This window comes from Streptomyces venezuelae ATCC 10712 (assembly GCF_008639165.1).
In the GTDB taxonomy this organism is placed as follows: domain Bacteria; phylum Actinomycetota; class Actinomycetes; order Streptomycetales; family Streptomycetaceae; genus Streptomyces; species Streptomyces venezuelae.
Genome location: NZ_CP029197.1, coordinates 7,639,867 through 7,652,549, shown reverse-complemented (window position 1 = coordinate 7,652,549; position 12,683 = coordinate 7,639,867). Strand labels below are relative to the sequence as shown.

Annotated in this window: 11 protein-coding genes; 6 read left to right on the top strand and 5 right to left on the bottom strand. The window is 72.2% G+C overall.

Annotated elements, in window-relative coordinates:
* Window positions 1–216: 216 nt before the first annotated feature.
* The 3 genes from DEJ43_RS34985 to DEJ43_RS34975 all read left to right on the top strand — a co-directional run bounded on the left by DEJ43_RS34985 (window position 217) and on the right by DEJ43_RS34975 (window position 4,853).
* Window positions 217–2,046, top strand: coding sequence for a S8 family peptidase (locus tag DEJ43_RS34985; RefSeq protein WP_015038177.1), 1,830 nt, complete (start codon window positions 217–219; stop codon window positions 2,044–2,046).
* 203 nt (window positions 2,047–2,249) lie between these two features.
* Window positions 2,250–3,161, top strand: a complete 912-nt coding sequence (locus tag DEJ43_RS34980; protein ID WP_015038176.1) for an AurF N-oxygenase family protein — start codon at window positions 2,250–2,252, stop codon at window positions 3,159–3,161.
* Between the two features lie 33 nt (window positions 3,162–3,194).
* Window positions 3,195–4,853 carry an FAD-dependent oxidoreductase gene (locus DEJ43_RS34975; protein WP_015038175.1) on the top strand — a complete coding sequence of 553 codons (1,659 nt, stop codon included), beginning with the start codon at window positions 3,195–3,197 and terminating at the stop codon, window positions 4,851–4,853.
* Window positions 4,854–4,956: 103 nt separating this feature from the next.
* On the opposite strand, the gene DEJ43_RS34970 is transcribed toward DEJ43_RS34975, so the two are convergent.
* Both DEJ43_RS34970 and DEJ43_RS34965 read right to left on the bottom strand, forming a co-directional pair.
* Window positions 4,957–5,535 (bottom strand): type-2Aa cytolytic delta-endotoxin, encoded by a 579-nt coding sequence (locus DEJ43_RS34970; RefSeq protein WP_015038174.1) that lies wholly within the window; start codon window positions 5,533–5,535, stop codon window positions 4,957–4,959.
* A gap of 108 nt (window positions 5,536–5,643) precedes the next feature.
* On the bottom strand, window positions 5,644–6,480 hold the full coding sequence (locus DEJ43_RS34965) for a LysR family transcriptional regulator substrate-binding protein (RefSeq protein WP_015038173.1): 837 nt from the start codon (window positions 6,478–6,480) through the stop codon (window positions 5,644–5,646).
* Between the two features lie 64 nt (window positions 6,481–6,544).
* On the opposite strand from DEJ43_RS34965, the gene DEJ43_RS34960 reads away from it, so the two are divergent.
* The 3 genes from DEJ43_RS34960 (at window position 6,545) to DEJ43_RS34950 (ending at window position 8,918) form a co-directional block, all read left to right on the top strand.
* Window positions 6,545–6,955 (top strand): DUF5997 family protein, encoded by a 411-nt coding sequence (locus DEJ43_RS34960; protein ID WP_015038172.1) that lies wholly within the window; start codon window positions 6,545–6,547, stop codon window positions 6,953–6,955.
* Between the two features lie 107 nt (window positions 6,956–7,062).
* A complete protein-coding gene (locus DEJ43_RS34955) occupies window positions 7,063–8,022 on the top strand; it encodes a universal stress protein (protein ID WP_015038171.1) in 960 nt (319 codons plus the stop codon).
* 95 nt (window positions 8,023–8,117) lie between these two features.
* The gene (locus DEJ43_RS34950; RefSeq protein WP_015038170.1) at window positions 8,118–8,918 is read left to right on the top strand and encodes a VOC family protein; all 801 of its coding nucleotides are present in this window, start codon (window positions 8,118–8,120) and stop codon (window positions 8,916–8,918) included.
* A gap of 61 nt (window positions 8,919–8,979) precedes the next feature.
* On the opposite strand, the gene DEJ43_RS34945 is transcribed toward DEJ43_RS34950, so the two are convergent.
* The 3 genes from DEJ43_RS34945 to DEJ43_RS34935 all read right to left on the bottom strand — a co-directional run bounded on the left by DEJ43_RS34945 (window position 8,980) and on the right by DEJ43_RS34935 (window position 12,642).
* A complete protein-coding gene (locus tag DEJ43_RS34945; RefSeq protein WP_015038169.1) occupies window positions 8,980–10,575 on the bottom strand; it encodes a hypothetical protein in 1,596 nt (531 codons plus the stop codon).
* Between the two features lie 124 nt (window positions 10,576–10,699).
* Entirely contained in the window at window positions 10,700–10,894 is a 195-nt protein-coding gene (locus DEJ43_RS34940) for a hypothetical protein (RefSeq protein ID WP_015038168.1), read from the bottom strand.
* 110 nt (window positions 10,895–11,004) lie between these two features.
* Complete coding sequence (locus DEJ43_RS34935; protein WP_015038167.1) at window positions 11,005–12,642, bottom strand: amidohydrolase family protein; 1,638 nt, start codon at window positions 12,640–12,642, stop codon at window positions 11,005–11,007.
* Between the last annotated feature and the right edge of the window lie 41 nt (window positions 12,643–12,683).

The following is a 12,683-nucleotide window of genomic DNA, read 5'->3' as shown; positions in this document are numbered from 1 at the left end:
CGTGGCGGGGCCGTCCGCGCGCGTGACGGGACCAAGGGGGCGACCGCGCCGAAAATCTCCCCTTCCCGGCAGGGATCGGTCAACAGTGCGTAACGCGAACGGGCTTCTCGGACAGAATGCTTCCTTCCGCCTCGTGAGTCTGGGATCTTGCGTCCACCCCACACATCACAGGGCCCGGCCGGCGCCACCCGCGCCACCGGGTCATCGGAGGACGCATTGTTTTCCCAGATATCCAGCCGGCTGAGAACGTCGGCCGTCGCCGTCGCGGCGCTCGGCACGACCGCGGCGCTCGCCGCTCCCGCGGGACTCGCCCAGGCAGCACCGACCGACACGGCGCCCGTCGCGGCCCGTTCGGCGGGGGCGACCCAGACCTCCCCCACCACCGTCACGAAGGCGGCCGCTCCGGCCGCCTGGGCCGCGGGCACCCGCGCCTACCTGGTGATCACGGCGCCCGGCGGCACCTCTGCCGTCAGCGGCGCGGTGACGAGCAACGGCGGTTCGGTCTTCGCGAGCTACGACGCGATCGGCGTGATCGTGGCGCACTCGACGTCCACGTCGTTCGCCTCGGCGATGCGCGCGGTCACCGGCGTCCAGCAGGTCGGGGCGACCCGTACCTCCGACGTCCCCGCCGACGCCTACAACCCGGCGCTCCCGGCCAACCCCGCGCAGTCGGCGACCACGCTGACCGAGTCGAACCGCTGGGACATGACCCAGATCAAGGCCGACCAGGCCTGGGCGGTCTCCACCGGCTCGGCGTCCGTGAAGGTCGGCGTCCTCGACACCGGCGTGGACGACCAGCACCAGGACATCGCGCCGAACTTCAACGCCGCCGACTCGGCCTCCTGCGCCTACGGCAAGGCGGACACGCGCGCGGGTGCCTGGCGTGACGTCGGCACCCACGGCACGCACGTCGCGGGCACGATCGCGGCCGCCAAGAACGGCAAGGGCGTCATCGGCGTCGCGCCGGGCGTGAAGATCTCCTCCGTCCGCATCGCGGAGCCGACCAGCAGCCTGTTCTTCGCGGAGAACACCATCTGCGGCTTCATGTGGGCCGGTGACCACGGCTTCAAGGTCACCAACAACAGCTATTACACGGACCCGTGGCAGTTCAACTGCCCGGACAACATCGACCAGGCCGCCATCATCGAGGGTGTCCGCCGGGCGCAGGTGTACGCCGAGGGCAAGGGTTCGCTCCAGGTGGCCGCCGCCGGCAACTCCAACTACGACCTGGCGAACAAGACGACCGACTCCGAGTCCCCCAACGACTCGACCCCGGTCACCCGCACGATCACCAACGCCTGCATCGACATCCCGACCGAGCTGCCGGGCGTCGTGACGGTCGCCGCGCAGGCCAGCGGGGGCGCGAAGTCCTCGTACTCGAACTTCGGCAACGGTGTGATCGACGTGGCGGCCCCGGGCGGCGACGGCGCCACCGGCGTCTACTCGACGCTCCCGGGCGGCAAGTACGGCTCCATGAGCGGTACGTCGATGGCCTCGCCGCACGTGGCGGGTGTCGCCGCGCTGATCGCGAGCGCCAACCCGGCCTTCACCCCGGCGCAGATCCGCGACCAGCTGGGCACCCAGGCCACGGACAGGGCCTGCCCCTCGGACACCCGCTGCAAGGGCACCACGACCAAGAACGGCTTCTTCGGTGAGGGCGCGGTCGACGCCCTGAAGGCCGTCGGCGGGAACACTCCGCCGCCCGGCGCGTACTTCGAGAACCTGACCGATGTCGCGATCGCCGACAACGCCACGGTGGAGAGCGCGATCACGGTCAGCGGTGTGACGGGCAACGCGCCGGCCACCCTGAAGGTGGGCGTGGACGTCAAGCACACCTACATCGGTGACCTGAAGGTCGATCTGGTGGCTCCGGACGGCACCGTGTACACGCTGCACAACCGGACCGGCAGCGGTACGGACAACATCGTCCAGACCTTCACGGTCAACGCCTCGGCGGAGGTGGCGAACGGGGTCTGGAAGCTGCGCGTGAACGACAACGCGAGCCAGGACACGGGCAAGATCGACGCCTGGAACCTGACCTTCTGACCCTGCTCCTGACCGAGCGTGACCCCGCGACGGGGCCGGAACCCACTGGGTTCCGGCCCCGTTCGCATGCCCGCCGGAAAAAGTCCGTACCGAGGGGTAGGCCTGCCCCGGCCCCTTGCTATACGTTCCGTCTAACAAGCTTGCTAGACGCGATGTCTAATAAGCCTCCGCCCCGCCGATCGCGCGATCCAAGGAGCCGCACCATGGCACACAGCACCGTTCGCCCGGAGAACGAGGGTCACCACGACGGCTCCACCGCCGAGCGGTTGCTCCGGTCGGCCGCGAAGCTGTCGTACGACCCCGCCGTCGACGTCGACTGGGACACCCCCCTCGACAAGGACTTCCACGGACAGAGCCCCGAGTGGAACTCCCTCTACGGCACCGCGTACTGGCACGAGATGACCGAGGAGCAGCGCAAGGAGCTGACCCGGCAGGAGACCGCATCGGTGGCCAGCACCGGCATCTGGTTCGAGATGATCCTCCAGCAGATGGTGCTGCGTGACATATACCGCATGGACCACACCGACCCCCGCTTCCAGTGGGCCCTCACCGAGATCGCCGACGAGTGCCGCCACTCGATCATGTTCGCCCGCGGCTCCCAGAAGCTCGGCGCGCCCGCCTATCGGCCCAGGCGGGCCGTCCTGGAGCTCGGCCGCTTCATGAAGACCGTCGGCTTCGGCGAAGCCGCGTACGCCGGCATCCTCGTCGCCGAGGAGGTCCTCGACGTCATGCAGCGCGACTGGATGCGCGACGAGCGGGTCGTCCCCTTCGTCCGCACCATCAGCAACATCCATGTCGTGGAGGAATCCCGGCACATGAAGTTCGCCCGGGACGAGACGCGCCGCAACCTGGCCCGCGCGAGCAGGGCGCGCCGCCACTTCCAGGCCCTCGTGGTCGCCATCGCCGCGTACTACATCATCACCAGCCTGGTGAACCCCGAGGTGTACGTACGCGCCGGGCTCGACCCCGAACGCGCCCGCCGCGAGGCCGCCGCCAACGAGCACTACAAGGCGCAGCTGCGGGCCAGTTGCTCCGGACTCATGGAGTTCCTCGCCGACGTCGGGATGCTGACCCGGCCCGCGCTCTTCTTCTACCAGCGCGCCCACCTCGTCTGACCCCTCCGAGCCGAGCAGAGCAGAGCCGACGACATGACCTACGCGATCACCCAGACCTGCTGCAACGACGCGACCTGCGTCGCCGTCTGCCCGGTCAACTGCATCCATCCGACGCCCGAGGAACCGGACTTCGGGACCACCGAGATGCTGTACATCGACCCGAAGTCCTGCATCGACTGCGGCGCCTGCGCGGACGCCTGCCCGGTCGACGCGATCTTCCCGGCGGACCGCCTCACCGGCCGGCTCCGCGAGTACGAGGCGATCAACGCCGCCCACTACGCCGGCCGGGACCCCGAACCGGCCCTCGACTCGCCCAACTTCCACGCCTGGGGCGAGCCCTCCTTCCCGCGCTCGCTGCCCGCCGACTTCGCCCCGCTGCGGATCGCGGTCGTCGGCACCGGCCCCGCGGGCATGTACGCGGCGGAGGACCTGCTCCTGCACACCAACGCCGAGGTCACGCTCATCGACCGGCTCCCCGTCGCGGGCGGCCTCGTCCGGTACGGCGTCGCCCCGGACCATCCGGCGACCAAGGGCGCCGGGGAGACCTTCGCCCGCTTCCACGCCCACCCCCGGGTCCGGATGACGCTCGGCCTGGAGGTCGGCAAGGACGTCACCGTCGAGGAGCTCGCCGCGCACCACGACGCCGTGGTCTACGCGGTGGGCGCACCCTCCGACCGGCGGCTCGGCATCCCCGGCGAGGAACTGCCCGGCAGCGTCTCGGCGACCTCCGTCGTCTCCTGGTACAACGCCCATCCCGAGACGCCGCCGGACGCCGTCCGGCTCGCCACCGAGCGGGTCGTCGTCGTCGGCAACGGCAACGTCGCACTCGACGTCGCCCGGGTGCTCGTCACGGACCCCGGCACCCTGGCCGGCACGGACATCGCCGACCACGCCCTCGCCGCCCTCCGGGACAGCCGGGTGCGCGAGGTGGTGCTGCTCGGCCGCCGGGGCCCCGGGGAGGCTGCGTACACCGGCTCCGAACTGCTCGCCCTGAAGCACCTGCCGGGCGTGGACCTGGTCGTCGACGACCGGGACGCCCGCACCGGCGCGGCGATCGACGGGGCGGCGGCCGGGGAGAAGGCCGCGCTGCTGCGGGACGTGGCGCGGGAGGCGGTCGACTGGACGCGGCCGCCGGCGCGGGACCGGCGCCGGATCGTGCTGCGCTTCCACTCCGCCCCGGTCGAGGCGCTCGGCACCGACGCGGTGCGGGCGGTCCGGGTCACCGAGGACGGCTCGCCGTCCGGTACGGAGATCGGGGCGGGCCTCCTCGTCCGGGCGATCGGCTACCGGGGCGTCCCGCTGGCGGGCCTGCCCTTCGACGAGGCGACCGGCACCGTGCCGCACGAGGCCGGCCGGGTGACGGGGCTGCCCGGCGGCTATGTCGTCGGCTGGATCAAGCGGGGGCCCTCCGGCGGCATCGGGGCCAACCGGGCCTGCGCGGAGGAGACGGTGGGGACGCTGCTCGCGGACGCGGTCGCGGGGGCGCTGCCGGCGCCGGTGGGCACGGCCCGGGAGTTCCGGCGGCTGGCCAGGAGTCGCAGCCGGCGGCTCGTGGACGCGCGGGGTCTCGCCGCCATCGACCGGGCGGAGCGGGCCAGGGGGCAGCGCGCGGGGCGTCCCCGGATCAAGCTCGCCACGGTGCCGGAGCTGGTGGCGGCGGCGCGGGGCGGCCGGCGTCGGCTGAAGGTCTGAGGGGTCCGCCGACGGTCTTCCGGCCCGGGACGGCGGGCCGGCGGAGCATCGCGCGGGGGTACGTCCGCGCGGCTGGGTCAGCGCGGGTACGTCACGGGGTGCGTCAGGCCACGAGGTCCAGGGCCTGGCGCACCACGATCGCGTTCAGCCGCACCGCGAACGGCACGACGTCCGTCAGCTCCAGGGCGACGGCCTCCGCCTTCGGCAGCTCGACGGTCACGTCGACGCAGAAGGCCAGCGCGTACATGTGCTCCCCGGTCCCCTCGTCCTGGAGGGCGAAGAACAGGTCCCGGTAGAAACGGGTCCGCTCCCCGGACTCCTCGTAGAACGACAGCCCGGGCTGCCCCTCCTGCGCGGCCAGACCCGTGAAGGCCCGCACGAGCTCCCGCTCCACGGTGGCCCAGAAGCCGGCCTCCGCGCACTCCGGCGGCAGCGCCTGGCGGACGGCCTCCTTGAGCGAGAGCACCATGACGAGGACGGGGGCGTACTCCTGGAGCCCCCAGCCCCGCACCATCTTCACCACGGTGCTGTCCGGGACGGCCGCGGCGGCCTCCCGTATGGCCTCGAAGTCGAAGTTGACGGTCGCCGGGGCGATCGCGTCCTGGAACACCCGGTCGATGGACCGGGCCTGTGCGAGGTGGTCCGGTGCCACCTCGACGACGGTCCTGAAACTGGCGGCCAAAGCTCCTCCTGCGTGATCTCGGTGATCAGGAGGGGTCAGTATGCCGAGCGGCCGCCGGGCACGGCGGCCGGCGTCCGCCGTACGGACGGGGGCGGCTCCGGTTCGGGCTCAGGACCGCTTGCGGGGCTTCCCGCTCGTACGGCCCCGGCCGGCGCCACCGGCTCCGCCGGACTTGCGCGCGGCGGGCTTGCCGGCCGTACGCGCGCCGGCGCCCGGCTTCCCGGCCCTGGCGGGCTTGCCGGACTTCTGCGACGCCTTCTGCTCCTTGGGCTGCTTCTGGCCCTTCAGTGCCTCCGCGCGCCGGCCCCGGGTGCTGTTCACCGTGCGGCCGCGCACGATGCCGATGAACTCCTCCACCAGGTCGGGGGCCTCGTCGGCGGCCGGCCACGACAGCGCCACCCGCGACTGCGGGACCTCCGTCAGCGTCCGGTAGGTCAGGTCCTTGCGGTGGTGCAGCCGGGCGAGCGACTGGGGCAGGGCGAGGACGCCGACGCCCGCGGCGACCAGCTCGATCGCGTCGGCGGTCGTCTCCGGGCGCTCGTTCGCCGGGCGGCCCGGCGGCCGCTCCCAGCCGAGGGTGTCGTCCAGCGGGTGCAGGACCAGCTCCTCGGCGAGATCCTCGGCCGACACCTCCTCCGCCGCCGCGAACAGGTGGTCCTTGGGGATGACGACGACCGTGGTCTCGGTGTAGAGCGGGATGGCGCTGAGGTCGTCCCGGTCGACCGGCAGCCGGACGAGACCCGCGTCCGCGGCGCCGTCCCGGAGCGCGCCGAAGGCCTCGGCGGCCGTCACGGCGAGCAGGGTCAGGGGCACGTCGGGCAGGCGCTCGGTCCACACCCGCACCCACTTCGACGGCGTCACTCCGGGCACGTAGGCGAGCCGAAAGGCCGAGGAGGGGGCGGGGGAAGCGGGGGAATCTGCGGGGGAAGCGTCCGAGCCTGTCACTCCGCCAGGTTACCGGTAGCTGCCGTGGTCGGAACTCGTCCGCACGCTCGATACCCTTGACACCATGACGTCGCACCAGAGCACCCAGACGATGAAGCCCGCCACCGCGGCGAAGAAGCTGGGTGTGTACCTCGAGGCCACCCCCGCCGAGTTCCAGGAGGGTGTCGTCTCGCGCGCCGAGCTCAATGAGCTCCAGGCCAATCCCCCGGCCTGGCTCCAGGAGCTCCGCAAGAACGGCCCGCACCCCCGCCCGGTGGTCGCCCAGCGGCTCGGCATCTCCATCGCCGGCCTCGCCCGTGGTGGCATCACCGACCCGCTGACCACCGAGCAGATCGAGGAGCTCCGGCAGGAGCTGCCCGAGTGGCTGCAGAAGGAGCGCGCCACCCAGGCGGAGGTCCGCAAGGAGACCGTCCGCATCAAGGAGCGCGACGCCGAGCGTGCCGAGCGTGCGGCGCGCGGCGAGCGCAGCGCCTGATCGTCCTCCCGTCCCGCCGGCCCTGACGTCCCGGCCGCTCCCGCACCGGAGCGGTCCCGACGCCGGGGCCGGTGTGGCGTGCGCCCGGACGCGGGAGTCATGGCCCCATGAGTGACACGAGCACCGCGTCCGAGCCGCCGGTCGTCGTCGGCGTGGACGGATCCGAGCACAGTCTGCGGGCCCTGGAGTGGGCCCTGAGCACCGCCGAGAACCTGGGATCGCCCCTGGTGGTGGCCCACGTCCGGCCCGACGCCGTCCAGCTCGGCGCCGCCCGCATCGCCTCCCTCGGCACGACCGCGGAGCTTCCGGACACGGTCGTCGCGGCCGTACGGACCCTGGTCGAGGAGCGCGGGCACCGGCTTCCCGTGCGGTACGAGACGCTCGACGGGTCCGTGACGGACGCCCTGCCGGCGGTCGCGCGGGGCGCGCGGCTGCTGGTGACCGGCTCCCGCGGGCACGGCGGCTTCGCGAGTCTGCTGCTCGGCTCGACCAGTCGCACCCTCGCCGCGACGGCGCCCTGCCCGCTCGTCGTGGTCCCGCACGAGGCGCGGGCGGCCGCCCTGGCGGGCGGGCCGGAGGGTGGCCGGGTCCTGCTCGGCCTGCAGACCGAGGAGACCCCCGACGAGGTGATCGCCTTCGCGTTCGACGCGGCGCACCACCGGGGAGTCGCCCTGGAGGCCGTGACGGCGTTCCGGCTGCCGCCCGACCCCGGTGCCCTGCTCGCGGCGCCCTCCCCCGCCTTCCAGGTGCCCCCGCCGCTTCCCGTCGCGGACGACACGGACGCGATCGTCCAGGAGGTGGAGCGGGAGCAGGAGGAGCGGCTGCGGCCCTTCGCCGCGCGCCGGCCGCGGGTCGACGTCGTTCCGACGGTGGTGCCGGCGGACCCGGCCGGCCTCCTCGTCGAGGGCTCGAAGGACGCCGGGCTGCTGGTCGTGGGCCGCCACCACCGGCATCGCTTCGGCTCGCTGCTCCTCGGCTCGGTCGCCCACGCGGTGCTGCACCACGCGCACTGCCCGGTCGCGGTCGTCCCTCCCGTACCGCCGGACCAGGACCAGGACCAGGACTAGGACGGGGCGCGCCGTGTCACCGAGCGGGGCGGGGCCCGCGTGGCTAGCGTGGCTCACAGGAACACGTCATCGAATCGGAAGTGGGAGTCACCGTCATGGCCGTACGACCTGAAGGCACGCCTGTCTGGGCCGACGCGATGTTCAAGGACGTCGAGGTCGCCAAGACGTTCTACGGCGACGTGCTCGGCTGGACCTTCGGCGAGTCCTCATCGGAATTCGGCAACTACACGCAGGCGTACAAGGGGGGCAAGGCGGTCGCGGCCGTCGTGCCGCCGATGCCGGGGCAGGACGGTGAGGGGCAGTCGACCTGGTGTCTGTACTTCGCCTCGGCGGACGTCGCCGCCACGGCGGAGAAGATCCGCGCCGCGGGCGGCACCGTCCTGATGGAGCCGATGCAGGTCGGTGACTTCGGGTCGATGTGCATCGCGCAGGAGCCTTCGGGCGCCGTCTTCGGCCTCTGGCAGGCGGGTCAGCACGAGGGCTTCGAGCTGGAGGGCGAGAGCGGTTCGTACGCCTGGGCCGAGGTCTTCACCCGGGAGCCGGCGAAGACGGACCCGTTCTTCACCGACGTCTTCGGCTACGGCTCGAAGAAGATGAAGGACGAGCACGTGGACTACCGGGTCTTCGACCTCGGTGGAGCCCAGCCGGTGCTCGGGCGGATGCTGATGACGGCGGAGGACTTCCCGCCGGAGATCCCGTCGTACATCCAGCTGTACTTCGCCGTCGACAACTGCGACAAGGCCGTCGAGGCGGCCCAACGGCTCGGCGGCAAGAAGCTGTTCGGGCCGATGGACAGCCCGTTCGGCCGCTTCGCGGCGATCCTCGACCCGCAGGGCGCCACCTTCGCCGTGATCGACCTCAAGACCACCGTCGGCGAGATGCCCGAGATGGAGTAAGGGGTGCGCGCAGGCGTACGGAGCCGCCCCGGGGCCCGGTCCCGGGGCGGCTCCGCGGGTGTCAGGCGGTGTCGCGGACGGCGACGATGCCGTTGAAGACGCCCACGTACGCGGTGCCGTCGGGGCCGAGGGTGATCGGGGCCCAGTTGTTGTCGTAGGCGAATCCGGTGCCGGTGAACTGGCTGAAGGCCCGCTGCCCGGTCCGGAAGTCGACGGCCGCCAGGTACCAGGCGTCGATGCCCCAGGAGTGGGGGCGCTTCTCGTAGAAGTAGAGCAGCCCGTTGGCGGTGGAGAGCTTGGGGACGGTGGAGGGCGAGCGGACGTCGCTCTCCCAGACCGTGTCGCAGCCGCTCCCGTCGGGGCGCACGTCGATCCGGGTCGCGCCGCCGACGACGCTGCGGCCGAGGAGGAGCGTGCTCGGGTTCTCGTAGCCGAAGTTGTTCTCCACGACGAGGCTGTTGCCCCAGCTGATCAGGGAGTTGTCGGTGGTCGAGGCCCCGGACCCGAAGACCGGCACCTTGCAGACCAGGCGTTGGCCGGCGGGGACGTCGGAGCCCCTGCGGTAGACGAGGACGTTCATCCGGTCGTCGGCGTTGTCGGTGATGGCGACGTACTCGTCGTGGAGGCCGAAGAGGTCGGGGGTGGTGCCCGAACCCTGGTTCACCGAACCGGGTTTGGTGCCGGTCCCCCGGTCGTACGTCTCGCGCCACCGCACGCGCGGGGTGCCGTCGGCGTCCGCCCCGAAGCCGTACAGGGCGTGGTCGGTGACGAGGGAGACGCCGTCCTCGGCGACGGAGAAGGAGTTCTGGATCTCCTCGCCTTCGAGGCGGATCGCGCGCAGCGCGCCCGTCGCGGGGTCGACGGTGCCGACGCGGCCGAGGCGGGTGACCCACCAGATACGGCCGTCCCAGTCCGGCATGACGGAGGTGACGGGGTCGCAGACGCCGCTGGGGAAGAGGTTGGTCCAGGAGACGCAGTCGTGCGGGACGAGGGAGGTGAGGTCCCAGTCGTTCTCGACGACGAACTCCCAGGCCCCGTCGGCCTTCTGGCGGTGGGCGATGCGCTGGATGTGCTGCCGGGAGTCGGCGAGCACGACCCGGTCGCGGTCGTCCAGGTAGAAGTAGGCGCCGCCGGAGGTGTCCTTGAAGATCTTCTCGAAGTCGAGCCGGGTGACGGCCTCGACGGTCGAGGAGCGCTGCGGCAGTTTGTACTCGGCGAGGGTGTCGAGGGTGCGCGGGTCGAGCAGTTTGAGCAGGAAGCCGGTGAAGGTGCCGCAGACGGTGACGAGCCGGCCGCCGGAGTCGAAGGTGACGGTGGCGCATTCGCCGCCGACGGGGGCGATCTTCTCGCTGTCCACGCGCGGGGCGCGGCCGAGCGGGCCGGGGTAGGGGTGGGTGCCGCTGCCCGCGCCGTCGGCGTGCATGCCGCTGCGGCCGTTGGGGGCGAGGTACGGGTGCTGGGCGGGGCCCGCGCCGGGCACCGGGCGGGCGGTGGCGGGGGCGGCGGGGCCCTCGTAGTAGTGGTCCACCAGCCGGTGCCCGAGGCCGAGGGGGATCTCCTCGGCCTGGGCGACGGGGGCGGCGCCTGCCAGGAGGGTGGCGGCGAGGGCGATCAGCGCGAGCGCGCGGGCTCGTCTTCGCGGCGGGTGCGTGGTCACAGCGGCTCCTCGGGTCCGTACGTCGTCGGTCGCGCCGGCGGCCGAGGCTAGGCCCGGGTGCCCCAGATGTACATGGAACTGCCCGTCGTTTCACGGGCAGTTCACCGCGCTGAAACGATCATCCTCAGGGTTTGAGGCTGGAGACCACGTTGGCGGTGGCGGCCACCCCGTTGTGGATGGTGGGCGCCATGCTGGTGCCGGCGAGGAAGAAGCCGAGCAGCGCGCAGACGAGGGCGTGGGTCACCTTCAGCCCGCCGTTCCGCAGGAAGATCACGGCCAGCACCAGCAGCAGCACCACGACAGAAATGGAAACGGCCATCGCTCTCACGTCCTCCTTGCGCCGCACCGGAATTGCGGCGTTCGGCGGACAGTGTGGCGGAATGCGCGGTCCGTCCGGGCGAACGGCGGGGCGGCCATACGGGTGAGAATTCAGGCCAGGAGGTCACGCAGCCGGGCCCCGAACGACTCGGGCAGGTTGGACTCTGCCTCCAGGGTGTCCAGGAAGTCCGTGTCCGTGCTGGCGACGAGGGCGTCGAGAGCGAGTGGTTGGAGCGGTTCGGGCGGGGGCGCCGCGCCACTGATGACCGGTCCGCTGGGGACCCGGTCCCGACGGCCGAGAAGCGGAAGGCGGGGCCGTAGTTCGCTGCCGGTGGGCACGATCTCGTCGAGGGCGAGCCGCCAGACGGGGGCGCCTTCGGCCCCCCGGGCCGTGCGGGGCGCCGTGTCCACCGGCGGGGCGGGGACGGAAAGGTTCGCGAGGGCGTCGGTGAGGCGCCGGGTGGCTTCGGCGAGCGTCAGGTCGCCCACGACGGGATCGGCGGAGGGATGGTGCAGGTTGAGGGAGCGGTCCGGCAGTTCGTGCTCGTCCAGCCCTTCCAGCAGGTCCGGGTCGGAGGTGAGCTCCGCCATGAGCGTCGTCGTGCCGTACCTCGCGAAGCCGTTGACGACCACCAGGGAGACGTCCGCGTCCCGGGCGCCGACCAAGGACGTGTAGGCGTCGCCGTCCTGGCCTCCGATGACCACGACGTCGGCGTGGAATCCGGGGGACAGGGCCCCGAGCGAGCGGTCCCAGCGCAGGATCCTCGCCGCGTCCCGGGTGGCCATGGCGACCAGCTCGCGATCGGTGAAGACCGCCCCGCCCGCGGCTGACGCGAGCTGGGCGGCCTTCAGTTCGCCCAGTAGTCCCTTGCTTCCGGAGACCGACCAGTCGGAGCCCAGGCCGACGAGCACACCCGCCGCCTTGGCCGCGGCGATGTCGGCCGTCCTGCCGTAGAGCAGCAGGTTCGACAGGGGCGACCACACCATGGAGCCGCCGTGCTCGACCATGATCTGGAAGTCCTCGGCGGTCAGGGGGGTGCAGTGGATCCCGACGAGGTTCTCCGTGATCGCCCACTTCCCCGGTTCGAACTCGAGCGCCTGGAAGTGGGCCCGCGCGCGGTCGTTCGTTCCTTCCGCGAGGTGCAGGAGGAGGCGGTGCGGCTGCTGGAGACGGGCGAGGAAGCGGCGGGCGTCGGACGCCTCCACGTCGGCGATGCGCGTCTTGGCCTCCGGGAGTTCCGGATCGTCGGTGGCCTCGACGTTGCGGACCAGGCCCCGGTACATGCGCCTCGATCCGGTGTTGCTGAAGAGCGCGACCCCCTGGCTGGTCGTGGTGCCGTGGATCAGCGCCTTCGCCTCGACGTAGCGGGCGACGGCCGGCATGGACTCCGGGTCGTCGCCCAGCACACCCATCGGTCCGGTCACCAGGCGCCGGTAGGCGGCGTTCGAACCGCCTCCCCACTGGGTCCGGTTGGCGAACAGACGCGGCACCTGCCACAACTGGAGGACGTCGTACGGAAGATGGTTGTGCAGCTCGATCAGTCCGGGGTAGGCGGTGCCGGCCGTGTCCACGGGCGTCACGTCCGCGTAGCCCTCGGGCGGCGGGGAACCGGCCGGGAGCACGTGGTCGATGATCCCGCGGTTGATGTAGAGGACCCCGTCGGGCAGGACGACGTCCTCGCCGTCCATCGTCACGATGCGGCCACGCAGCGCGAAGCGTGGCCCGTCCGCCGAATCCACCAGGGGCATGGCCTGCTCCCTCCGCGTGCACTCCCTTCCATTACATGGCG

Bases quoted from the DNA above. Each gene is read 5' to 3' on its own strand.
- DEJ43_RS34980 (WP_015038176.1), top strand. From the start codon at position 2,250: ATGGCACACAGCACCGTTCGCCCGGAGAACGAGGGTCACCACGACGGC.
- DEJ43_RS34940 (WP_015038168.1), bottom strand. From the start codon at position 10,894: ATGGCCGTTTCCATTTCTGTCGTGGTGCTGCTGCTGGTGCTGGCCGTG.
- DEJ43_RS34935 (WP_015038167.1), bottom strand. From the start codon at position 12,642: ATGCCCCTGGTGGATTCGGCGGACGGGCCACGCTTCGCGCTGCGTGGC.
- DEJ43_RS34950 (WP_015038170.1), top strand. From the start codon at position 8,118: ATGGCCGTACGACCTGAAGGCACGCCTGTCTGGGCCGACGCGATGTTC.
- DEJ43_RS34955 (WP_015038171.1), top strand. From the start codon at position 7,063: ATGAGTGACACGAGCACCGCGTCCGAGCCGCCGGTCGTCGTCGGCGTG.
- DEJ43_RS34975 (WP_015038175.1), top strand. From the start codon at position 3,195: ATGACCTACGCGATCACCCAGACCTGCTGCAACGACGCGACCTGCGTC.
- DEJ43_RS34960 (WP_015038172.1), top strand. From the start codon at position 6,545: ATGACGTCGCACCAGAGCACCCAGACGATGAAGCCCGCCACCGCGGCG.